At 59.1% G+C, this 21,968-nt stretch carries 15 protein-coding genes and 4 pseudogenes; 10 read left to right on the forward strand and 9 right to left on the reverse strand.

Annotated features, from left to right (window positions below; genetic code table 11):
* Positions 1 to 2: 2 nt before the first annotated feature.
* The 3 genes from N8E89_RS08700 to N8E89_RS08710 are packed head-to-tail and all read right to left on the reverse strand — an operon-like array spanning position 3 to position 2,245.
* Positions 3 to 653: a DUF1345 domain-containing protein gene (locus tag N8E89_RS08700; protein WP_262261737.1), complete on the reverse strand. Its 651-nt coding sequence runs from the start codon at positions 651 to 653 to the stop codon at positions 3 to 5.
* 6 nt (positions 654 to 659) lie between these two features.
* Positions 660 to 1,133 carry a GNAT family N-acetyltransferase gene (locus tag N8E89_RS08705; RefSeq protein WP_113172444.1) on the reverse strand — a complete coding sequence of 158 codons (474 nt, stop codon included), beginning with the start codon at positions 1,131 to 1,133 and terminating at the stop codon, positions 660 to 662.
* Entirely contained in the window at positions 1,133 to 2,245 is a 1,113-nt protein-coding gene (locus tag N8E89_RS08710) for an S-(hydroxymethyl)glutathione dehydrogenase/class III alcohol dehydrogenase (protein ID WP_106662515.1), read from the reverse strand. The genes N8E89_RS08705 and N8E89_RS08710 overlap by 1 nt, the downstream gene beginning before the upstream one ends.
* Positions 2,246 to 2,432: 187 nt before the next feature.
* On the opposite strand from N8E89_RS08710, the pseudogene hrpB reads away from it, so the two are divergent.
* The 3 genes and pseudogenes from hrpB to N8E89_RS08725 all read left to right on the forward strand — a co-directional run bounded on the left by hrpB (position 2,433) and on the right by N8E89_RS08725 (position 7,427).
* A pseudogene (gene hrpB / locus N8E89_RS08715) lies at positions 2,433 to 4,879 on the forward strand (ATP-dependent helicase HrpB).
* Between the two features lie 263 nt (positions 4,880 to 5,142).
* Positions 5,143 to 6,447: an ActS/PrrB/RegB family redox-sensitive histidine kinase gene (locus tag N8E89_RS08720; RefSeq protein WP_113172442.1), complete on the forward strand. Its 1,305-nt coding sequence runs from the start codon at positions 5,143 to 5,145 to the stop codon at positions 6,445 to 6,447.
* 415 nt (positions 6,448 to 6,862) lie between these two features.
* Positions 6,863 to 7,427 (forward strand): annotated as a pseudogene (locus N8E89_RS08725) (ActR/PrrA/RegA family redox response regulator transcription factor).
* A 4-nt stretch (positions 7,428 to 7,431) separates the two neighbouring features.
* Here N8E89_RS08725 and N8E89_RS08730 read toward each other — a convergent pair.
* Complete coding sequence (locus N8E89_RS08730; protein WP_106662520.1) at positions 7,432 to 7,926, reverse strand: MmcB family DNA repair protein; 495 nt, start codon at positions 7,924 to 7,926, stop codon at positions 7,432 to 7,434.
* A gap of 179 nt (positions 7,927 to 8,105) precedes the next feature.
* Here N8E89_RS08730 and N8E89_RS08735 point away from each other — a divergent pair, with 179 nt between their 5' ends.
* Entirely contained in the window at positions 8,106 to 8,723 is a 618-nt protein-coding gene (locus N8E89_RS08735) for a L,D-transpeptidase (RefSeq protein ID WP_262261740.1), read from the forward strand.
* 160 nt (positions 8,724 to 8,883) lie between these two features.
* A pseudogene (locus N8E89_RS08740) lies at positions 8,884 to 10,513 on the forward strand (alpha-D-glucose phosphate-specific phosphoglucomutase).
* Here N8E89_RS08740 and N8E89_RS08745 read toward each other — a convergent pair.
* The 3 genes from N8E89_RS08745 to N8E89_RS08755 all read right to left on the reverse strand — a co-directional run bounded on the left by N8E89_RS08745 (position 10,506) and on the right by N8E89_RS08755 (position 13,251).
* The gene (locus tag N8E89_RS08745; RefSeq protein ID WP_262261741.1) at positions 10,506 to 11,261 is read right to left on the reverse strand and encodes an RES family NAD+ phosphorylase; all 756 of its coding nucleotides are present in this window, start codon (positions 11,259 to 11,261) and stop codon (positions 10,506 to 10,508) included. The pseudogene N8E89_RS08740 and the gene N8E89_RS08745 overlap by 8 nt on opposite strands.
* Complete coding sequence (locus tag N8E89_RS08750) at positions 11,221 to 11,604, reverse strand: MbcA/ParS/Xre antitoxin family protein (protein WP_106662649.1); 384 nt, start codon at positions 11,602 to 11,604, stop codon at positions 11,221 to 11,223. Before N8E89_RS08750 ends, N8E89_RS08745 begins: the two co-directional genes overlap by 41 nt.
* A 267-nt stretch (positions 11,605 to 11,871) precedes the next feature.
* Positions 11,872 to 13,251 (reverse strand): cytochrome P450, encoded by a 1,380-nt coding sequence (locus tag N8E89_RS08755; RefSeq protein ID WP_106662524.1) that lies wholly within the window; start codon positions 13,249 to 13,251, stop codon positions 11,872 to 11,874.
* A gap of 225 nt (positions 13,252 to 13,476) precedes the next feature.
* Between N8E89_RS08755 and N8E89_RS08760 the strand changes: the two genes are divergently transcribed.
* From N8E89_RS08760 to gyrB, 3 genes and pseudogenes are all read left to right on the forward strand, one after another.
* A complete protein-coding gene (locus tag N8E89_RS08760; RefSeq protein ID WP_262261742.1) occupies positions 13,477 to 15,261 on the forward strand; it encodes a S10 family serine carboxypeptidase-like protein in 1,785 nt (594 codons plus the stop codon).
* The gene (locus N8E89_RS08765; protein ID WP_262261743.1) at positions 15,258 to 15,710 is read left to right on the forward strand and encodes an EF-hand domain-containing protein; all 453 of its coding nucleotides are present in this window, start codon (positions 15,258 to 15,260) and stop codon (positions 15,708 to 15,710) included. Before N8E89_RS08760 ends, N8E89_RS08765 begins: the two co-directional genes overlap by 4 nt.
* A gap of 276 nt (positions 15,711 to 15,986) precedes the next feature.
* Positions 15,987 to 18,429: pseudogene (gene gyrB, locus N8E89_RS08770) on the forward strand (DNA topoisomerase (ATP-hydrolyzing) subunit B).
* Positions 18,430 to 18,497: 68 nt separating this feature from the next.
* Here gyrB and brnA read toward each other — a convergent pair.
* Together brnA and N8E89_RS08780 are read right to left on the reverse strand one after the other, a co-directional pair.
* Positions 18,498 to 18,713 (reverse strand): type II toxin-antitoxin system BrnA family antitoxin, encoded by a 216-nt coding sequence (gene brnA / locus N8E89_RS08775; protein WP_106662528.1) that lies wholly within the window; start codon positions 18,711 to 18,713, stop codon positions 18,498 to 18,500.
* A complete protein-coding gene (locus N8E89_RS08780; RefSeq protein WP_262261744.1) occupies positions 18,700 to 18,963 on the reverse strand; it encodes a BrnT family toxin in 264 nt (87 codons plus the stop codon). Before N8E89_RS08780 ends, brnA begins: the two co-directional genes overlap by 14 nt.
* Positions 18,964 to 19,248: 285 nt before the next feature.
* Between N8E89_RS08780 and N8E89_RS08785 the strand changes: the two genes are divergently transcribed.
* Together N8E89_RS08785 and N8E89_RS08790 are read left to right on the forward strand one after the other, a co-directional pair.
* Positions 19,249 to 20,304, forward strand: a complete 1,056-nt coding sequence (locus N8E89_RS08785; protein ID WP_262261745.1) for a dipeptidase — start codon at positions 19,249 to 19,251, stop codon at positions 20,302 to 20,304.
* Between the two features lie 42 nt (positions 20,305 to 20,346).
* Positions 20,347 to 21,957 (forward strand): ABC transporter substrate-binding protein, encoded by a 1,611-nt coding sequence (locus N8E89_RS08790; RefSeq protein ID WP_410010348.1) that lies wholly within the window; start codon positions 20,347 to 20,349, stop codon positions 21,955 to 21,957.
* Positions 21,958 to 21,968: the final 11 nt, after the last annotated feature.

The following is a 21,968-nucleotide window of genomic DNA, read 5'->3' on the forward strand; positions in this document are numbered from 1 at the left end:
CGTTATTGGCCGAGCGTGACGGCGACGTTGACCGCTGCGGCAACAAGCACCGTGTTGAAGAAGAACGATACAATGGCGTGTAACAAATTAATCTTGCGCATAACCGTACTGGTGACGGCGGTGTCCGAAGTCTGCGCCGTCATGCCGATGACATAGGAGAAATAGAGAAACTCGATACCGCCCGGCTCCTTGCCACCGGGGAAATCCAGTCCGCCCACAGGTTTGTGCTGCTCGCGCTTCGCGCCCTCGGCCGACTCATCCGGCTGCCAGTAGAGATGGGCATAGTGGATAGCCGCCATCATGTGGATCGTCATCCAGCCGAGAAAAACGGCGGCGAGCCCAAGCGTAAGATCAACGGGATTGAGGTTCTGGCCGGAATTCAGCAGCACGAAAAGCGACCCGACGGCCACCACGACGGTACCAAACGTGACGGCGAAAATGATCCAGACTGGCTCGTCCGAACGCGCGGCATTCTTGCGCAGATATTCCGGCGTCAATTTGCGGACCTTGATGGCAGAGAGCGTAAGGTAAACCAAGAAAAATGCATTGGCAGCGGCGGCGTAGGCAACATGCGGCGCGAACGCCAAAGTCAGCGCCAGCGCGATGAGCCCGACAATCGCGGCAAGAAAGAAGGGATTGTGCCGCTTCCACATTCCTGCCTACTCCGATGCGATGGCCGCGGGGCGCTGCATGTCGACATGTGGAATATTATCTTCGAGATATTCCTCCGAGACCCCGACAAAGCCGAACGATTCATAGAAGCGCTTCAGGTGGCTCTGCGCCGACAGCTTGATCGGGCTTTGCGGGTAGAGCCTTTCGCATTGCGCGATTGCCTCGACCATCAATCGGTCGCCAAGCTTCTTGCCGCGGTGTTCGGGTGAGACGACGACCCGGCCGATCCGCGCTGCCGGATCGTTTTGCGCCGGTTTGCGGATACGCGCGCTTGCGACCAGTTCCCTGGCCCGAAGCAGGCGAAGATGCAGCGCATCGGCATCCTTGCCGTCAAGCTCGGGATAGGGGCATTTTTGCTCGACGACGAAGACATCGACCCGCAGTTTCAGCATGGCATAGAGGTCGCGCGGGCTAAGCTCGTCGAGCCCGCTGAGCACGACCTTGTAAGCGTCGCCCTCCATCAGAAGGTCACGACCGAACGGATCGACTTGCCTTCATGCATGAGGTCGAAGGCGGTATTGATCTCTTCAAGCGGCATCTTGTGGGTAATGAGCGAGTCGATATCGATCTTGCCCTCCATGTACCAGTCGACGATCTTCGGAACATCGGTGCGGCCGCGTGCGCCGCCGAAAGCCGTGCCGCGCCAGTTGCGCCCGGTGACGAGCTGGAACGGCCGCGTCGATATTTCCTTGCCGGCTTCAGCCACGCCGATGACGATGCTGGTGCCCCAGCCGCGATGGCAGCATTCCAGCGCCTGGCGCATGACATTGGTGTTGCCGGTGGCATCGAAGGAGAAATCCGCGCCGCCGTCGGTCAGGTCCTGGATGGCGGCGACCACTTTATCATTGCCGACTTCGCTCGGATTGACGAAGTGGGTCATGCCGAACTTCCTGGCCATCTCTACCTTGCCGGGATTGAGATCGACGCCGATGATCTTGTCGGCGCCGACCATGCGGGCGCCCTGGATGACGTTGAGGCCGATGCCGCCAAGGCCGAAGACCACTACATTGGCGCCCGGCCAGACCTTGCCGGTATAGATGACGGCGCCGATGCCGGTTGTCACACCGCAGCCGATGTAGCAGATCTTGTCGAAGGGCGCGTCTTCACGCACTTTCGCCAGCGCGATCTCCGGCAGGACCGTGAAATTCGAGAAGGTCGAGCAGCCCATGTAATGGAACACTTCGCCGCCATCGCAGGAGAAGCGGCTGGTGCCGTCGGGCATGACGCCCTGGCCCTGGGTCGCGCGGATCGAGGTGCAGAGGTTCGAGCGCTGCGACAGGCAGGTTTTGCACTGACGGCATTCGGGTGTGTAGAGCGGGATGACATGGTCGCCGACCTTCAGCGATGTCACCCCGGCGCCAAGCTCGCGCACGATGCCCGCACCTTCATGGCCGAGGATCGCCGGAAACTTGCCTTCCGAGTCGAGTCCGGACAGCGTGTAGGCATCGGTATGGCACACGCCCGTCGCCATGATTTCGACCAGCACTTCGCCGGGCTTGGGGCCGCCAATCTCGATCGTCTCGATGGTCAGTGGCTTCTTGGCTTCCCAGGCAACGGCGGCGCGCGATTTCATGATTGTCTCCCTATGCATCTGTGCAACATGCTGATTTGCAAAGTTGCACTATCGGGATGGCATAAGGGGTCGTCAATCGAATGAGCGACATTTATCAAAGCGAAATGACGCGGGGCACAATCCTGCTGGACTTGGCGGCCGGAACCCTGTCAAAACGCCACACCATTGAAATGCGGGAAATGACCTGTTGAGAGACTTACCCAACCTTCCTGTCACCGAAATTCTGCCCGCGCTTGACGCTGCGCTGGCAAGGGGCAATGCGGGGGTGCTGGTCGCGCCGCCCGGCGCAGGCAAGACGACGCTCGTTCCCCTGCATCTCCTGAACGCGCCCTGGCGCCAGGGCCGCACCATCATCCTGCTCGAGCCGCGCCGGCTTGCCGCGCGCGCCGCCGCAAGCCGCATGGCGAGCCTGCTGGGCGAAGATGCTGGCGCGACTGTCGGCTATCGCATGCGGCTCGATAACAAGGTGTCGGCGAAGACGCGCGTGCTCGTCGTCACCGAAGGCGTCTTCGCCCGGATGATCCTCGACGATCCGGACCTGAAGGACGTTGCCGCTGTGCTTTTCGACGAATTCCACGAGCGCAGTCTCGATGCGGATTTCGGCCTGGCGCTGGCGCTCGACGTGCAGGCGGGCCTGAGGCCGGATTTGAAGCTTCTGGTCATGTCGGCGACGCTCGACGGTGCGCGCGTGGCATCGCTGCTTGGGGACGCGCCAGTGCTGGAAAGCAAAGGCCGGTCTTTTCCAATCGACATCCGCTATCGGGCCCGCAATCCCGACGAGAAGATCGAGGATGCAATGGCCAAGGCCATTCGTGACACGCTGGGAAGCGAGACCGGCAGCATCCTCGCCTTCCTCCCCGGCCAGCGTGAGATCGAGCGCACAGCGGATATGCTGGAAGGGCGTGTACCCCCTGACACGCTGATCGTGCCGCTTTACGGCGCGCTGGAGGGCCGCGATCAAGACCAGGCGATCAGGCCGGCACCCGCCGGCAAGCGCAAGGTGGTGCTTGCGACTTCCATCGCCGAGACCTCGATCACCATCGATGGCGTGCGCGTCGTCATCGACAGCGGCCTGGCGCGCCTGCCGAAATTCGAACCCGCAACGGGCCTCACCCGGCTGGAGACTGTCCGGGCGGCGCGTGCCGCCGTCGATCAGCGCGCCGGACGCGCCGGTCGAACCGGGCCCGGCATTGCGCTGCGTCTCTGGCGCGCCGAGCAGACGGCAGCGCTCGAAGCTTTCGCGCCGCCGGAAATCCTTGAAGCGGATCTTGCCGGACTGGTGCTCGACTGCGCGGCCTGGGGCGTTGCCGATCCGGCAAGCTTGAGCTTTCTCGACCCGCCGCCTGCCCCGCCGATCAAGGAGGCCAGGGCACTCCTGGAGAATCTGGGCGCACTGCAAGGCGGCCGCATCACGCCGATGGGCAACGCCATGCGGGAGCTGGCCCTGCCAGTCCGGCTGGCTCACATGGTCCTGACCGCGCGCGAACGCGGACAGGGTTTGCAGGCCGCGGAACTTGCGGTGCTTCTCACCGAACGCGGCCTCGGCGGCAACGATATCGATCTCGATGTCCGGCTCACCCGCTTCCAGCGCGAGCGGGGTGACCGCGCCGTGCGTGCACGCGGGCTGGCAAAACGGCTGGCGGGAAATAGCGGACCGGCACCAGCGGGACCGGACAGTGCCGGCCGTCTGCTGCTTGGCGCCTATCCCGACCGCATCGCCAAGGCGCGGGGCAACGGCCAGTTCACGCTCGCGAACGGGCGGGGCGGCGAGGTCGATCCCGCCACATCTCTGGCAAAAGCGCCGTGGCTGGTCGCCGCCGATCTCGCCGGGCGTGCAGGACGAGCGCGCATTCTGGCCGCAGCGGAGGTGACCGAAGCGGAAATCCGCGAGGCTCTGGGGACAAGCATCGTCAGTGGACGGCAGGTCACCTACGATCCCGCTCGCAATGCCCTGCAGGCGCGCGACGCCACCCGCATCGGCGCCATCGCGCTTTCCGAGAAGACACTGCCCGCGCCGAGTGGCGAAGAGGCGGATCGCGGCGTCATCGCCGCGGTGTGCGCACACGGGCTCGACATCCTGCCGTGGTCGAAAGACGCAACGATCCTGCGCCGCCGACTCGCCTGGCTGCATCAGGGTCTCGGGCTCCCATGGCCGGCGATGGACGACGAGGCGCTCACCGCAACGGCGGGCGACTGGCTTTTGCCTTTCCTGAAAGGTACGGCACAGCTCGGCCAGATTCCGCACACGTACTGATCGAAGGTTTGCGTTCACGCATACCCTACGATCTGCAGCGCAAGATCGATGCGCTGGCACCGACACATTACGAGGTGCCTACGGGTTCCAATATCCCCATCCGCTACGATGCCGGCGAACCGGTGCTCGCTGTGCGCGTGCAGGAACTGTTCGGGCTTGCCACGCATCCCGCTATCGCCGGCGGAACGATCCCCTTGCTGCTTGAGCTGCTGTCGCCTGCGCATCGTCCGATCCAGATCACCCGCGACCTGCCTGGCTTCTGGAAGGGCTCGTGGGCCGGCGTGCGCAGCGACATGCGCGGCCGCTATCCCAAGCATGTCTGGCCGGAAGATCCAGCAAATGCATCGCCCACCAGCCGCGCCAAGCCGAGGGGGACTTGAAAAGCCGCAGCGTCCTCTATCTCCCCCCCTTGTGGGGGAGAAAGCGATTTCAGCATCTTAGCCTCTTGGGGCTAAGTGCTAGAAATCGCAAGAGAGGGATTTGCCTCACTGAACTGCCCCCTCACTTGGATTTTCCAAGGATTTAGCGAAGAAGCTAAATCCGGGAAAATCCTTTCTCTCCCACAAGGGGAGAGATAACCACAGCATGCACCCCCAAAAACTCCACAATTCCATTTCCACCGCGTTTGTTCTAAAGCTCGCGCATGGTTCAGGATTTCGGCATACGCTCATCTTATCTGTCGCGCCGCCTGCGGCTGACGACGCTCATCCGCCTGCGCTGGCTTGCCGTCGCCGGCCAGAGCATCGCCGTGCTTTTCGTCGCGCTCTACCTCAAATTTCCCTTCCCCGTCAGCATATGCTTCGCGCTGATCGCCTGCTCGGCATGGCTCAACCTGCTGATGTCGTTCCGCTATCCGATCAACCACCGGCTCGAGCCACGCGCGGCGATTACCGTTCTCGCCTTCGATATCCTCCAGGTGGCGGGCCTGCTTTATATGACCGGCGGGCTGCAGAACCCCTTTGCCGTGCTGATGATCGTTCCCGTCATCATTTCCGCCACTTCGCTGCCGGCCTACGCAACGATAGCACTCGGCCTGCTTGTCACCATCTGCGCCACCCTTCTGGCCAATGTTTACCTGCCGCTACCATGGTATCCCGACGAGACGATGCAACTGCCCTTCGTGCTGATCGCCGGAGTCTGGTGCTCGGTGGTCTCGGCGCTGGCCTTTACCGCCGTCTATGCATACCGCGTTGCCGAAGAGGCGCGGCTGCTTGCCGACGCGCTGACTGCCACCGAACTGATCCTGCAACGCGAGCAACATCTTTCCGCGCTGGATGGGCTTGCCGCCGCCGCCGCGCATGAACTCGGCACGCCGCTTGCCACAATCGCGCTGGTCGCAAAGGAAATGGAGCGGAGCCTGAAGCAGGATGACCGTTTTGCCGAGGATATCGAGTTACTGCGATCGCAGACCGAACGCTGCCGCGAAATCCTGAAACGTCTGACAAGCCTGTCTTCAACAAGCGAAGAACATATGTCGCGCCTGAAGATTTCGTCGCTGATTGAGGAAGTCATCGAGCCGAATCGCAATTTCGGGGTCAATATCAAAGTGACCAAACTGCGCGGCGATGGCATCGAGCCGGTCATCCGCCGCAATCCCGGCATTATCTATGGCCTCGGCAACCTGGTCGAAAATGCCGTCGATTTCGCGCGGGAGACCATCGATGTCCGCTGGGGTTGGACCGACAAGACAGTGGAGATCATCGTCAGTGACGATGGCAAGGGTTTTGCGCCCGATATTCTGGACCGCATCGGCGAGCCATACACCACGGGCCGGGACCGCGAGAGCAACGAACATGGCGGTGGGCTGGGGCTAGGGCTGTTCATTGCCAAGACACTGCTGGAGCGCTCCGGCGCCACCATCATCTTTCGCAATCGCAATGACCCGGGCCAAGGCGCTGAAGTTGTTGTGACGTGGCCACGCCACCAATTGATTGCGGAGACCTCCTGACAAGCCGGCTCTGACTTGCCAGGTTTAGCCAGCGGTTTTCAGGCGGAATTCTCAAAAAGTGTCTCTGATGGATAGTCTTTGACATTTTGTTCATTGCAAACCATTAGAGCATTGTACGGTAAATAAAACGCATTCTGCCGGCGGGAATTCGTGGACAAGGTCAAGGGGTTTGGCGAGACCGATGTCTTTCCATCGGGCGATGCCAAAGCCCGAACGATTTGGCCAGAATTCACCAGGCCCTTCGGGTTTCCGGCTGGCGGACACCCACTTTGTCAGGCGGCTTCGTCCGATGGATAAACATCGGCCTCGCCACCTTCCGCGTGGATTGTCTCGCCATCCGGGAAACAGAAATGCGTTCTATTTACCGTACAATGCTCTACGGAGTATATTCATAGGAAATGAGCAGGAAAACCTGATGGAAAACACGGATCAGGACGATATTGAAGCAATTGGCGGAGATCGCACCCTCCTTCTTGTCGACGACGACAAGCCGTTCTTGCAGCGCCTTGCGCGCGCCATGGAAACGAGGGGTTTCACGGTCGCCATCGCCGATCTCGGTCGAAGCGGGCCTTGCCAGTGTCAAGGTAAACGCCCCGGCCTATGCGGTGGTCGATATGCGTCTTGGCGACGGCAATGGCCTTGATATCATTGAGGCGATCCGCGCGCGCCGCGAGGATACGCGGGCGATTGTCCTGACCGGCTATGGCAATATCGCGACGGCTGTCAACGCGGTCAAACTCGGCGCCATCGATTACCTGTCGAAGCCGGCCGATGCGGATGAGGTTTTTGCGGCCCTGACCCGCCGGTCGGGTGAAAAGGTTGCTCCACCTGAAAATCCGATGTCTGCTGACCGGGTTCGCTGGGAACATATCCAGCGCGTCTACGAAATGTGCGACCGCAATGTTTCCGAAACCGCACGCCGTCTCAACATGCACCGCCGCACGCTGCAGCGTATCCTCGCCAAGCGCGCGCCGCGCTGAGGTGCTACTCCATATCCGTCTCGGGCAGATGGATGCCCGATAGCTCGGCCAGTGTCATGCGTGCCGCGCTGACGCGGGCAAATCGCAGGGTCATGGCTTTGCGGGTGGCGCCTGCCAATTTGTGCTCCGGTGCATCGCGAATGATCTCGGCGCCATAGCCGTCGGAAAGAATGAACCCGCAATCCTCGGGGAAAATGTCCGCCGGAACACCGGGATGCGTGGCAAAGAACAGGCGGTCGCAATGCTCCCGGTAAATCGGCCATTTGCGATCGACCTTCCAATCCTCGATCGACGATTTGATCTCCACAATCCAGATTTCGCCGCTGCGCGTCAGCGCCACCAGATCAGCGCGCCTGCCCGATGCCAGCGGCAGTTCGGGCAGAACCGCGAGGCCGAGCTCAAGGAACAGCCGCTGCACGCCGCGCCGTACCAGCATGGCGTTTTCCGATTGCCGTCCATCGATGAGCGGACTTGTCTGACCTGGAATCACAAGGGGCATGATCAAAACGATATCGGCAAATCTGCAACCATGCGCAGGAAAAATGCACTAGCAGATTGTAGAAAACATGGTTAACAGAAAACTGCGCTTTACGGTTAATCAGGCATTAACAATAATGGCGCTAGAGAGGCAATAGCAAACGCCATCGCAGATTCTGCATAATATTCAACGGGGTGACCATGCAATTCAAGACTATTGTCCTTGCAGTTGGACTGATGGGTGCAACTGCTCTAACGGGCTGTTCGACTATCGGACTGAGCTACTCGACCGCTTCCTACAACTCCGTTGTCGATGCCGGTTATGTCATCCCGGCCGTACCGCGCATGAAGGTTCCGCCGCAGTATCTGCGCCAGGAAGTCAACTACGACGGTGGCGAAGCAGCGGGTACGATCATCGTCGATACCAATGCGAAGTACCTTTACTACGTGCTCGGCGGCGGCAAGGCGATGCGCTACGGCATCGGTGTCGGCAAGGAAGGCTTCGAATGGGCAGGCACTGCCCGCGCCGCAATGAAGCGCGAATGGCCAACATGGACGCCTCCGCGTGAGATGATCCAGCGCCAGCCGGTGCTCGCCAAGTTCCGTGACGGCATGGATCCCGGCATCACCAATCCGCTCGGCGCCCGCGCGCTCTATCTCTTCAACAAGGGTGGCGACACCGGCTATCGCCTGCATGGCACCCCGGAATGGTGGTCAATCGGCAAGGCCATGTCCTCGGGCTGCATCCGCCTGATGAACCAGGACATCATCGACCTGTACAATCGCGCCCAGGTCGGTGCAAAGGTCATCGTCCGCTAATTTTGCTGGCTCATAAATTGGACGATAGGCCGCTTTCGAGCAGCCTTTTTTATTTGCTTGCCTGACTTTTGTCGTGTTGACCTGATCGTTAGGCGCCCCATAGATTGCGCCCATAGACTTCAGAGCAGCGCATAAACTGGCTAGAGACTGGAAACTCATCATGTTCAAAACCGTTCCCACCACGCCATTCGACGACCAGAAGCCCGGAACCTCCGGTTTGCGCAAGAAAGTCCCGGAATTCCAGCAGAAAAACTATGCCGAGAACTTCATCCAGTCGGTGTTCGATCTCGCTTGAAGGCTTCAAGGGCAAGACGCTGGTGATCGGCGGTGACGGCCGCTACTACAACCGCGAAGTTATCCAGATCGCCCTCAAGATGGCGGCCGCCAACGGATTCGGCAAAGTCCTCGTCGGCAAGGGCGGTATCCTGTCGACCCCAGCTGCTTCCAATGTCATCCGCAAATACAAGGCGTTTGGCGGGCTCGTCCTTTCAGCCAGCCACAATCCCGGCGGTCCGACCGAAGATTTCGGTATCAAGTACAACATCGGCAATGGCGGACCCGCGCCGGAAAAGATCACCGAGGCGATCTTCGCCCGTTCCAAGGCGATAACGCAATATGTCATCGCCGAGGCGCCGGATGCCGATATCGACACAATCGGCACGCAGAAACTTGCGGGCATGGATGTCGAGATTCTCGATCCGGTCGCCGATTACGCCGCGCTGATGGAGGAACTGTTCGATTTCGACGCAATCCGCGCGCTGATCAAGTCGGGCTTCACCCTGCGCTTCGATTCCATGCACGCGGTCACCGGCCCTTACGGCAAGGAAATTCTCGAACACCGCCTCGGGGCGCCGGAAGGCACCTGCGTCAATTTCGTGCCGCTGCCGGATTTCGGGGGGCATCATCCCGATCCCAATCTCGTCTATGCCAAGGACCTCTATGATCTGTTGATGTCGGCAAACGGACCGGATTTCGGGGCGGCTTCCGATGGCGATGGCGACCGCAATCTCATCATCGGCAAGGCCATTTTCATCACGCCGTCCGATCCGCTGGCGATGCTCGCCGCCAATGCGCACCTGGCACCCGGCTACAAGGCGGGCCTTGCGGGCATCGCCCGCTCCATGCCGACCAGCGGCGCCGCCGACCGCGTTGCCGAGAAACTGGGGATCGGCATGTATGAAACACCGACCGGCTGGAAATTCTTCGGCAATCTGCTCGACGCCGACATGGCGACGATCTGCGGCGAGGAGAGTGCAGGCACCGGGTCGAACCATGTGCGCGAAAAGGACGGGCTCTGGGCGGTGCTGCTCTGGCTCAACATTCTGGCAGTGCGCCGTATCAGCGTGCGGGAGATCGCCAGGGAACATTGGGCAACCTACGGCCGCAACTATTATTCCCGCCACGATTATGAGGGTGTCGATACCGCTGCGGCCAATACGCTGATCGATGACCTGCGCGCGAGGCTGCCAAAGCTGCCCGGTACCTCTGTCCAGGGTTTGACTATCCAGACTGCCGATGATTTCGCCTACCACGATCCGGTCGACAAATCGGTCAGCAAGAACCAGGGCATCCGCGTGCTTTTCGAAGGCGGCTCACGCGTGGTCTTCCGCCTGTCGGGAACGGGAACGTCGGGTGCGACGATCCGCGTCTATGTCGAGCGCTACGAGCCGGATCCAAAGCGGCACGATCTGGAGACGCAAGGCGCGCTGGCGGATCTCATCCGCGCCGCCGAAGACCTTGCCGGAATCAAGGTTCACACAGGCCGCGACAAGCCCAGCGTGATTACGTGATTGCAGCGATGCGCGGGTCGCTGGCAAATGCTTCAAGGCTGAAGCCGAGCCGCGTATCGGGATAGTCGCAAATGGCATTGACCCCATAATTGGAGAAATGCAGGCGCCATGTCGTCATGCGCGTTGGGTGCGGCATGGCAAAGCAGCCGCAGGAGAGCAGGGCCAGATTGATGCCGCCCTGCGGATCGCGCACGGAACGATAGCGGATGAGCTCGATCCCGGCTTCATGCGCGGCGTCGGCAAGGTCGAGGCAGGCGGAGTAGTCGGTGAGGTGCGTCCATTGCTTCGCCTGGCTCAGGAAAGACGCGCTGGTGAGGTCGATGGCACTGGTCGTCGCGTAGCGCGCCTCGAAGGCAGTGAATTCGAGGGCATTGCGCGGCCACGGCGTGCCAGGGCTTTCGACGAAGAAAAGCAGCCTGTAGAACGCAGTTTCGGCCACGGCCGTTTCCACCAGCTCGCTGGCGTAGAACACGCCGGGTGAATAGCCCTCACGCCGGAAGCGTGAATTGCCGGGATAGCGGCCATAGCGGAACGGCGTCGCCAGCAGATAGTCGAGATGAACGCAGGATGGAGGCAGCGGCGGTTTGGTGGCTTCAAGCTCGTCTTCGAGCAACGCCTGTTCGTCGAGCGTGTCGACCAGCTTCATCGTGGAAACGCGATGCTGCGCCTCGACGAGACGCCAGCAGGCCCCGTGGCTGGAGCGTGATTCAGATCGGAGCGCGGCGGGCGTCCAGATAGGCGAGGACATGGGCGAGACCGTCAATGGTTTTGATCCGGTTGAGCGGCTTGCCGCCGAGCATCGTATTATCAGTTCGCATCCACTGGCGAGCCACGGCATCGTCGCCGCCGACAATCGCATCGAGCGAGCGGTAGAGGCGAATGAACAGGAGGGCGAGTTCATAGCTCTTGCCGGTGAGCGGGCCACTACCCTCACTGCGCTTGAGGCGGGATATGCTGGGTTCGGACAGACCGACGACAGTGGAGAGCTCCCTGGCGGTCAGCCCCAGCAATTCCGCCGCACGCAGCAATGCCTTGGAGACCACGGCGGTCTTCCCCGGAGTTGCTGGTATGTGCTGTGCAGTGGTTCCCATGAATCGGCCCTTTCACTGGAAATAAATATAGATTAAATTTCTGGTGAAATCAAGGGTGGTCGACAATCTCTCCCCTTGCGGGAGAGAAAGCGATTTCAGCATCTTAGCCACTTTGCTAAGTGCTAGAAATCGCAAGAGAGGGGATTTGCTTCACTGAACTTACCCCTCACTTGGATTTTCCAAGGGTTTAGCAAAGGGGCCAAACCCAGGAAAATCCTTTCTCTCCCGCAAGGGGAGAGATTATCGGCATCAACCTTCCTGACGCATCTACCGCCGCGCCGTCACGGTCATTGGCAGGCCGCCATCCGGCTGGGTGGTGAGCTTTTGCACCGGCCAGGGTTTGATCGCTCCCGCCATGTCGAACCGGTAGCGATGGAGCAGCGTTGCCAAAGCAATGATCGCCTCCTGCAAGGCAAAGCTGGCGCCGATGCAGACGCGCGGCCCCGCCCCGAACGGCAAATATTGGAAGCGGTCGATCTTGTCGCGATTCTCCGGATGGAAGCGGGACGGCATGAAGGCTTCCGGGTTGTCCCAGTACAGCCGGTGGCGGTGGACGGTCCAGGGCATAACAAGCACCGCCGAGCCCTTCGGCAGTTTCAGATCCTGGTATTGATCGTCTTCGATCGGCTCGCGGTTGATCGAGGGAGCCGGAGGATAGAGCCGCATCGCTTCCTCGAACGCGGCGCGGGTCAAGGGCAGGGCGTCCAGCCACGCATGTGGCGGCGGGACCTTGGCCTGATCCATGAAGGCATCGATTTCCTGCTCGATGCGATCGCGCTCCCATGGCGCCCGTGCCAGCAGATACAGCGTCCAGCCAAGCGCCCGCGCTGTCGTCTCATGGCCGGCACCGATGAATGTGATGATATTGTCTTCGATCTCGGCGCGCGACAGGCCTTCGGGCCCTTCGGCCCTGAGGAGAAGCGTGAGGAAATCATTGGGGACCCTGTCGCCTTCGTTCTCCATGCGGGTCTTGCGCATTTCCATCGTATTGGCGACGATCTGGCGGAAGAAAGCAAGGGCGCGGCGCCCGCGAATCTGGGTGAAGCGCGGCAGCCAGGCCGGCGCGCCGAGAAGATCGAGCGGATCGACGCGGCCCATGGTCTCAAACAGCCGGTCGACCTCGTGCGAAAACTGGTCGGGATCACCGGCGATCTCGCCGGAAAACAGCGTTTCGGCGAGAATGTCATAGGTCAGCATCGTCATGTCGCGCGACACATCGGTGGTGCCAGTGAGACCTTCGTAGCGATCGGCAAAAACCTCGGTTGTCCGCTGCATCGCCTCGGCGAAGCCGTGGATGTGGCGCGGTGTGAACACTGGCGCCATGGCCTTGCGCGAGCGCCTCCAGACCTCGCCTTCCGCCGTCAGCAGCCCATCGCGCAGGATCGGGCGCAGAATGCGCTGGCGCACCGCGGCCATCTTGTAATTCTTGGCATTGTCAACGAGCACATGGCGGATCAGGCCGGGATCATTGGCGATGATCGTATGCGCGAAGGACCAGTCAATTGAGACCCAAGGCTCGTTGTAGGACGGCTCGCCCCACAATTCGAGCGGATTGCGGTAAATGGTGCGGATAAGACGCAGCGTGCCGACCGGCCCGGTGCGCGGGATCGGGGCAGGTGGAACAAACGCGGCTTGTACAGGATTCATTGGGCCTCCTCGGGTCCCATGTGGGGACAGGCGCGCGTGATTTCCACCAAATCGACCATTATACTTTCGCCCAATGACCACGGTTCTGTGGTGGTTCCGCCTTGACGCCAACGCCCGAATGAGGTCTGTTTCGGCGCATATTTCATACGCCCTGATGACTGCAATCACAGACAATCTTTTCAGATATTCGATTTCAACCAATCTTTATTGTGAGGCCTTTTCATCATGCTTTTTCGCCTGTGCTGGCTTTTGCTGGCGATTTTCCTTGCATCGTGTAGTGGCGGATCGGATTCGGAGGAGGATCATGCTGCCAGCACGTTTGAAACCCTGTTTGAACCGCCCCGGCCACCGGTGCCGATCCCGGGTCCTGCCGACGCCATACCCTGGAGCGATCCCGATTACGGGCCAGAGGGCACGTTCGGTCTGCACGATTTTACCGAAACGCCAACCAGTAACGTGCACACGATTTACCTGAATGGCAATGCGATAAAATTCGCGGTAACTGCCGGACATCTGAAGGCCGAAAGTTCGCGCTACCCTTCGTCGAGCAGTCAAGGGAAGGCAGCAATTTTCTACACTGCCTATACGCGCGATGAGCTGCCCGAGGGCACGCGGCCGGTGACGTTCGTTTTCAATGGCGGGCCCGGCGGCGCGTCGGCCGTGCTTGACCTGAATTTTCTTGGACCGAAACGGATCGACTGGAATGCACCCGGATCGGCGACTTTGCCCATGGCCGACAACCCCAACACCTTGCTCGAAAAGACAGACCTCGTCTTTGTCGATCCGGTAGGTACTGGATATTCGAAGGCGGTTTATCCCAGTCGGAACGAGGAATTCTGGAGCGTCGATGAGGACGCAAGCGTGCTCACCGATTTCATCATCCGTTACATCAACGCCAATCATCGTCAGGAATCGCCCAAATATGTCTATGGAGTTTCGTATGGGGGCATTCGCGCTCCAGTCATCGGACGCATGCTCTTGGAAAGCGGGACAGCCAAATATGCCGACAAGAAAGATTCAAAGAACGTTCTCACCGGTCTGATCCTGAACTCGCCGATACTCGACTACGAAGCAGATTGTATGTCCAATGATGCATCTTGTGGCGGCTCGCTTCCGACTTATGCGGCGGTTGCGGCCGATTGGGGAAAATCAATTGAACTTAAAGGTAAACCTATCGATACAATTCCGGACAATGTAGTGCCATTTGTCTCCGCGTATAACAAACTTTACGATTTGACGTTCAGTGGTGTCGATAATAGCAAGGCCCCCGATCGGGCAAAATGGGAAGCCTTCCTCAAGCAACCCGCGGCGCCGCCCTTCTTGAATCGCCTGTTTGAACTGACCGGTGTTGGCAAGCTTCATAAACCTGGAGACAGTGCCGCCAACAATCCGTGGATCGCCCAACCGAATATGAACAGCTTTGAATTCAGCTGGTATTTCGATGCAGGCAAAGACGATGCAGGCAAACCCCGGAAACTCGTGCTTGCCGATGGGCGGGCGACCATTACATTTGACGATACCGATTCAGCACTTGACCGCAGATCCGATTTTGATCCGCTTGCTAAACTCTATCAAGAGCAGTTTATCGGCTATCATTCCAATTTAGGTTATATGGGAAGCAATGGTGAAATCATCGACAAATGGGATTTCTGGTCACATCATCCCGATGATCCGGTCAATCCTGGCAGGTTGGTGTCAAGTGTTCCCGATCTCTCCGAGAGCCTTAGTCTCAAACCTGATTTGAAGGTTTTGGTTCAGCACGGGTATTATGACCTGAACACGCCTTTCTATCAGTCCGAACTTGTTCTTTCCGCATTGCCGGAAGCGATGAAAGTGCCGGTCAAACTGTATGAAGCCGGTCACGGTATTGGTCCTGAAGATGGCCCAAAGGACAAACTCTTCCTCTACATCCGAGTACGGAGCGACCTTGAAGCATTTTATGATCAGCCACTGCCAGGTATTGTACTGGCGGCCATACGTTCTCCTCGTCCTGAAAGGGTTCAGCCATGAGAGTTTGGTTCACCGCCGGAATGGCAGTGCTACTTGCTGCGCAATGGCATGCACAGCCATTGGATGCCGCTGAAACCATGGCGCGGTTCAAACCCGACAGGCAGATGCCGGGGCGGTCGTTGCGCAGCATTGTTCCTTCATCAACAGGCTCGAAGCAAGGCGCGGTTCCCCTTACCCGCGAAACGGTAAGCGCCGCCGTCGACGCGCGCATCAAGGCCCTTTTCGATCGTGCGGCCGATCCCGCGATACGGCTTGTTACCCTCAGTTCGGCGGAAGAGTCGGGCGTGGGTTATTTCACCGGTCATTTTGCGGATATGGACCGGGACAGCGACGGGGCACTCTCCTTCAAGGAGGTCAAGGATTTTCTCGATGCGCAGTCGCCCATTGCGCGACCTGGATCGAAGGAGCTACAGACCATCGGGAAGACGGAGGTACAAATCATCGAGTGACAGGGTGCGTCCGGTCCCAGGGGCCTGAGCAGATGGACAGAACCAGTTCCTGTGTGTCCGTCAGGTGATTTCCCCAACGGCCGCTAACGGGGATGTGAGTATAAATCGCCAAAAAGTCCACCAATTGGCCATGATCCGTGGATAGAGCGGGTGTCATGAATTGGAAAAACCGGCATTAAACACTATATCTACCACTGTAACCGGGCATGATCTCGCCCGGTTCTGTTATAAAGACGGGTGCGCCAATTCAGGCGCGAGAAAAAAGATTGAAATTACATGAGTGAAACACCGGAGATGACAGTCGAAACCTCGCCGGAATACGGTGCGGAATCCATCAAGGTTCTCAAGGGGTTGGATGCAGTCCGCAAACGCCCGGGCATGTATATCGGTGATACGGACGACGGTTCCGGCCTGCACCACATGGTCTATGAAGTCGTCGACAATGCCATCGACGAGGCCCTTGCAGGTCATGCGACGCGCGTGACCGTGACGCTGAATCCCGATGGATCATGCACGGTGACTGACAACGGCCGCGGCATTCCGACAGATATGCACGAGGAAGGCGTTTCGGCCGCCGAGGTCATCATGACCCAGCTGCATGCGGGCGGTAAGTTCGATCAGAACTCCTACAAGGTTTCCGGCGGTCTGCACGGTGTTGGCGTTTCGGTCGTCAATGCGCTGTCCGTCTGGCTGAAGCTTAAGATCTCGCCGCCAGGGCAAAATCCATGAAATGAGCTTTACCCACGGTGTTGCCGATGCCCCTTTGCGCGTCACGGGCGATTCCGAAGGTTTGACAGGCACCGAAGTCTCGTTCCTGCCGTCGACCGATACTTTCACCATGGTCGAGTTCGACTTCAAGACGCTCGAACACCGCCTGCGCGAATTGGCCTTCCTCAATTCGGGTGTCCGGATTCTGCTTGCAGATCGCCGGCATGCCGATCCGGTCGACCTCGAACTGTTCTATGAAGGCGGCCTGACTGCCTATGTGCGCTATCTCGACCGCGCGAAGAAGGAACTGGTCAACGAGCCGATCTATATTCGCGGCGAAAGGGATGACACGACGGTGGAAGTCGCGATGTGGTGGAACGACAGCTACCACGAGAACGTGCTCTGCTTCACCAACAACATTCCGCAGCGCGATGGCGGCACGCACCTTGCCGGTTTCCGTGGCGCGCTTACGCGCCAGATGACCGGCTATGCCGAGACGTCCGGCCAGGCGAAGAAGGCAAAGGTAACGCTGACTGGCGATGACTGCCGTGAAGGCCTGACAGCGGTGCTGTCTGTCAAGGTTCCCGACCCCAAATTCTCGTCGCAGACCAAGGACAAGCTCGTATCCTCGGAAGTGCGCGCCGTTGTCGAAAGTCTCGTCAATGAAGCGCTTTCGACCTGGCTCGAAGAGCACCCCGCCGAGGGCAAGGTGCTTGTCGACAAGGTCATTCAGGCTGCGTCGGCCCGTGAAGCAGCGCGCAAGGCGCGTGACATCACCCGCAAGAACTCGCTCAGCATCAGTTCGCTGCCGGGCAAGCTTGCCGATTGCCAGGAGAAAGACCCTGCCAAGTCGGAAATCTTCATCGTCGAGGGTGACAGCGCCGGGGGATCCGCCAAGGGCGGACGCTCGCGCCAGAACCAGGCGATCCTGCCGCTGCGCGGCAAGATCCTCAATGTCGAGCGCGTCAAGCTGGATCGCATGCTCTCCTCCGATCAGATCGGTACGCTGATCCTGGCGCTGGGTACCAGCATCGGCAAGGATGAGTTCAACCCGGACAAGCTGCGCTACCACAAGATCATCATCATGACCGACGCCGACGTCGATGGAGCGCATATTCGAACGCTGCTGTTGACGTTCTTCTTCCGGCAGATGCCGGAATTGATCGAGCGCGGCCACATCTATATCGCCCAGCCGCCGCTCTATAAGGTATCGCGCGGCAAGTCCTCGCAATATATCAAAAACGAGTCCGCCTTCGAGGAGTTCCTGATCGACTCGGGGCTCGAGGAAGCATCGCTCGAATTGAGCACCGGCGAAGTGCGGGCAGGTATCGACCTGCGTGCTGTCATCAATGATGCGCTCGCAGTGCGGCATCTGCTGCAGGGGTTGAACACCCGCTATGATCGCGCTGTCGTCGAACAGGCGACCATTGCCGGCGCACTCAATCCGGAAGCCATCTCCGATACGGTAAGGGCACAAAGCCTGGTAACGGAAGTCGCCGGACGCCTCGACCTGATCGCCGAGGAAACCGAAAAGGGCTGGACCGGCCGTCTGGCAACACCGGATGACGGCCTCGACGGCTATATTTTCGAGCGGTCGTTGCGCGGCGTGAAGGAAACGGTAACCCTCGACATGGCGCTGATCGGCTCTGCCGATGCGCGCCAGCTCGACCGGTACTCCGCCCGCCTGCACGAGATCTATGCCAAGCCGCCGGTGCTGCGCCGCAAGGAAAAAGCCGACTCTGTTGCCGGACCAATTTCTCTGCTCGAGGCCGTTTTCGCGGCGGGACGCAAAGGCCTGTCATTGCAGCGCTACAAGGGTCTTGGTGAGATGAATGCCGACCAGCTTTGGGAGACAACGCTCGATCCGAATGCGCGGTCGCTGTTGCAGGTGAAGGTCCACGACGCCACCGATGCCGATAGCCTGTTCTCCAGGTTGATGGGCGACGACGTGGAACCGCGCCGCGAGTTCATCCAGGACAATGCGCTGAGTGTGGCGAATCTCGACGTTTAGGAATGGATCGGTGGTGCAGTGATTTTCAATGCACCACCGTTTATTCGGATAGTTAAACGAAAACCGCTCTAACCCAGTCGTTCGGCGATCCAGAGCTTGATAAGGGCTTGTCTGGTCACGCCAAGCCGCCGTGCCTGTCTGTCCAGACCTTCCACTACCCACATGGGAAAGTCGACATTCACCCGCTTGAGTTCTTCGTTGGGCCGACGGGCCTTCGACCAATCCACCTGTTCGGCAATATCTTCTCCCTCGTCGAAATTGCGGTCAAAATCACTTGTCTTCATAGTATTCGATTTCCTGTTTTCGGGCCCGGCGAACCGAAATGATGCGAACCTTACCGCTTCTGTAAACGCAGATAGCTGACCAATGTTTGCCTCTGAGTAAGCCAATTACGAGAAAACGCGGCTCTCCGTCCACTTTGGCTGGAGCTTCCAGCATCCGGTCTTCTTTCCAGAGCGGTTGTGCTTCCTCAAAATCAATACCGTGTTTGATTTTATTGGACGCGCTCTTTGCCGGATCGTACTCAAACAGCATGGATCAGTATTGGTATAAGAAATATACCATTTCCGTGCATATGTCCACGAAATATCGGGTTCGGTGTCTGGTCATGCCTGATGCTATCGTTTGACACCAACCACCACCACGACCTGCAGGTTGAATCGAACCCCAGCGTTTTTATACTTTTGTACAACAACTCTCTTGCCTGTTCGGCGGCGTCATGATCTTTTGTCAAAAAAGAAGCGATGTCCCGGGGATAGGCCAAACGATTGCCCGGCAAAGATGGCGTACTTTTTTGAGTCAACCTGATCGGGAATTGAAATGCAGCCTGTCTTTGATGGTCACAACGATGTGCTTTACCGGTTGTGGAAACATTCAAGAGACGGGGCCGATCCGATCCAGGAGTTTATCGATGGGACGACTTCCGGCCATATCGACAAGATCAGGGCGCTCAAGGGTGGCTTGATCGGTGGCCTCTGTGCCATTTACGTCCCTTCCGGTGATCTTGCCTTCAAGGCACCCGATGCCAACGGCCATTATTCGACGCCTCTCGCTGCGCCGCTGGACCGCGCGCCATCGCTCGATATTTCACTCGAGATGGCGGCGATCGCGTTGAAACTGCAGCGGGCCGGAGGGTGGAAGCTCTGCCGCACTACAGCCGAGATTGCCGAATGCATGCGCCAGGATATGTTCGCCGCCGTGCTGCATATGGAAGGCTGCGAAGCGATAGGTGCGGATCTGGCAGCGCTCGATGTCTTCTACGCCGCGGGACTGCGTTCGCTGGGTCCGGTCTGGAGCCGCAACAATATCTTTGCCCACGGCGTGCCTTTCGCCTATCCGATGCATCCGGATACGGGCCCCGGATTGACGCGGGAGGGCGAGGAACTGGTTAAGGCCTGCAACCGCCTTGGCATTCTCATTGATCTTGCCCACATCACCGAAAAAGGCTTTTGGGACGTTGCACGCATCAGCGATCAACCGCTCGTCGCCAGCCATTCGAATGTCCATGCGCTGACCCCCGTTGCACGCAACCTGACAGACAGGCAGCTGGACGCCATACGCGAGAGCAAGGGTCTGGTCGGGCTCAACTATGCCGTCGCCATGCTGCGCCCCGATGCGCGCGAAAACGCCGATACGCCACTGTCTGATATGGTACGCCACATCGACTACATGGTGAACCGCATGGGCATCGACTGCGTGGCACTTGGTTCTGATTTCGACGGTGCTAAAATCCCCGGCGAAATTGCCGATGCAAGCGGAAATCAGAACCTGGTAGCGGCGTTGCGGGACGCCGGATATCTGGGAGATGATCTTGCAAAGATCTGCCGCGAAAACTGGCTGCGCGTGCTGCGATCGGCGTGGCACGAAGAAAACTAAGATTGCCAAGAAACCAATCGCTCTAAAACAGGGAACAGAACAATGTTGGTGAACCAGATCAATACCAAATTCCGGCTTCTTCTCGGCGGGGCGGCGCTTTCCGCGATCATGCTTTCCGGTGTACCGGCATGGGCGGAAACGCCGGCCGATACCCTTGTCGAGGCATTTGCCATCGACGACGTCATCACGCTTGATCCGGCCGAGGCCTTCGAGCTCACCATGGGCGAGATCAACGGCAACACCTATGACAAGCTTGTCCGGCTCGATATCAACGATCCCTCGAAGATCATTGCCGATATCGCCGAGAGCTGGACTGTCTCCGACGACGGCCTGACCTATACATTCAAGCTCAAGCCGGGGCTGAAATTCGCTTCGGGCAATCCGATCACCGCCGACGACGTCGCCTATTCTTTCGAGCGCGCGATCAAGCTCGACAAGAGCCCGGCATTCATCCTGACGCAGTTCGGATTGAAAGCCGATAATGTCGCCGAGAAGGCCAAGGCATCCGATCCGTCAACCTTTGTCTTTACGGTCGATCAACCCTATGCGCCGAGCTTCGTGCTGAACTGCCTGACGGCGACGGTCGCCTCCGTGGTCGACAAGAAGCTGGTTTCCGAACATGTCGTTGGTGACGATTACGGCAATGCCTGGATGAAGACCGGCTATGCCGGCTCCGGTCCGATGAAGATCCGCGACTGGCGTGCCAACGAGATCATCGTCCTGGAACGCAATGACAATTATTACGGCACCAAGGCAGCGCTGAACCGCGTCATCTACCGCCACGTCAAGGAAAGCGCGGCGCAGCGTCTCCTGCTCGAAAAGGGCGACATCGATGTTGCGCGCAATCTCGAGCCGAACGACCTGGAGCAGGTCGTCAAGAACAGCGACATCACGACGACCAGCGCCCCGAAGGGCACGATCTATTATATCAGCCTCAACCAGAAGAACCCCAACCTGGCGAAGCCTGAAGTACGCGAGGCGTTGAAGTACCTGGTTGACTACGAGGCGATTGGCGAGAAGCTGATCAAGGGCATCGGCGAGATCCACCAGACCTTCCTGCCAAAGGGAATTCTCGGAGAACTCGATGAAAACCCCTACAAGCTGGACGTTGAAAAAGCCAAGGCGCTGCTGGAGAAGGCAGGGCTGAAGGAAGGCTTCTCGTTCTCCATGGACGTGCGCAATAACCAGCCTGTGACCGGCATTGCGGAATCGGTGCAGCAGACGCTGGCTCAGGCCGGTGTAAGGCTGGAGATCATTCCCGGCGATGGTAAGCAGACGCTGACCAAGTATCGCGCTCGCACGCACGATTCCTATATCGGCCAGTGGGGTGTCGATTACTGGGATCCGAACTCCAATGCGGAAACCTTCACCAGCAATCCTGACAATTCGGATGCGGGCACCAACAAGACCCTGGCCTGGCGCAACGCCTGGGATGTGCCGGACCTGACCAAGGAAACCAAGGCGGCCCTGCTCGAGCGCGATGGTGCCAAGCGTGCCCAGATGTATCAGGACCTGCAGAAGAAGGTTCTCGAGACCAGCCCGTTCATCCTGATTTTCCAGCAGACGGAAGTCGCGGGTCTTCGCTCGAACCTGAAGGGGTTCAAGCTCGGACCATCATTCGATACGAACTACGTCTTCAACGTATCGAAATGATCGGGACAAGT

Source organism: Phyllobacterium sp. A18/5-2 (assembly GCF_025452215.1).
In the GTDB taxonomy this organism is placed as follows: domain Bacteria; phylum Pseudomonadota; class Alphaproteobacteria; order Rhizobiales; family Rhizobiaceae; genus Phyllobacterium; species Phyllobacterium sophorae.

Excerpts from the sequence above, each read along its gene's own strand:
- N8E89_RS08710 (WP_106662515.1), bottom strand. The coding sequence starts at position 2,245 with ATGAAATCGCGCGCCGCCGTTGCCTGGGAAGCCAAGAAGCCACTGACC.
- N8E89_RS08755 (WP_106662524.1), bottom strand. The coding sequence starts at position 13,251 with ATGAATCCTGTACAAGCCGCGTTTGTTCCACCTGCCCCGATCCCGCGC.
- N8E89_RS08780 (WP_262261744.1), bottom strand. The coding sequence starts at position 18,963 with ATGCTGTTTGAGTACGATCCGGCAAAGAGCGCGTCCAATAAAATCAAA.
- N8E89_RS08735 (WP_262261740.1), top strand. The coding sequence starts at position 8,106 with ATGCAATTCAAGACTATTGTCCTTGCAGTTGGACTGATGGGTGCAACT.
- N8E89_RS08700 (WP_262261737.1), bottom strand. The coding sequence starts at position 653 with ATGTGGAAGCGGCACAATCCCTTCTTTCTTGCCGCGATTGTCGGGCTC.
- N8E89_RS08730 (WP_106662520.1), bottom strand. The coding sequence starts at position 7,926 with ATGCCCCTTGTGATTCCAGGTCAGACAAGTCCGCTCATCGATGGACGG.
- N8E89_RS08745 (WP_262261741.1), bottom strand. The coding sequence starts at position 11,261 with ATGTCCTCGCCTATCTGGACGCCCGCCGCGCTCCGATCTGAATCACGC.
- N8E89_RS08705 (WP_113172444.1), bottom strand. The coding sequence starts at position 1,133 with ATGGAGGGCGACGCTTACAAGGTCGTGCTCAGCGGGCTCGACGAGCTT.
- N8E89_RS08765 (WP_262261743.1), top strand. The coding sequence starts at position 15,258 with ATGAGAGTTTGGTTCACCGCCGGAATGGCAGTGCTACTTGCTGCGCAA.
- N8E89_RS08750 (WP_106662649.1), bottom strand. The coding sequence starts at position 11,604 with ATGGGAACCACTGCACAGCACATACCAGCAACTCCGGGGAAGACCGCC.
- N8E89_RS08790 (WP_410010348.1), top strand. The coding sequence starts at position 20,347 with ATGTTGGTGAACCAGATCAATACCAAATTCCGGCTTCTTCTCGGCGGG.
- N8E89_RS08785 (WP_262261745.1), top strand. The coding sequence starts at position 19,249 with ATGCAGCCTGTCTTTGATGGTCACAACGATGTGCTTTACCGGTTGTGG.
- brnA (WP_106662528.1), bottom strand. The coding sequence starts at position 18,713 with ATGAAGACAAGTGATTTTGACCGCAATTTCGACGAGGGAGAAGATATT.
- N8E89_RS08720 (WP_113172442.1), top strand. The coding sequence starts at position 5,143 with ATGGTTCAGGATTTCGGCATACGCTCATCTTATCTGTCGCGCCGCCTG.
- N8E89_RS08760 (WP_262261742.1), top strand. The coding sequence starts at position 13,477 with ATGCTTTTTCGCCTGTGCTGGCTTTTGCTGGCGATTTTCCTTGCATCG.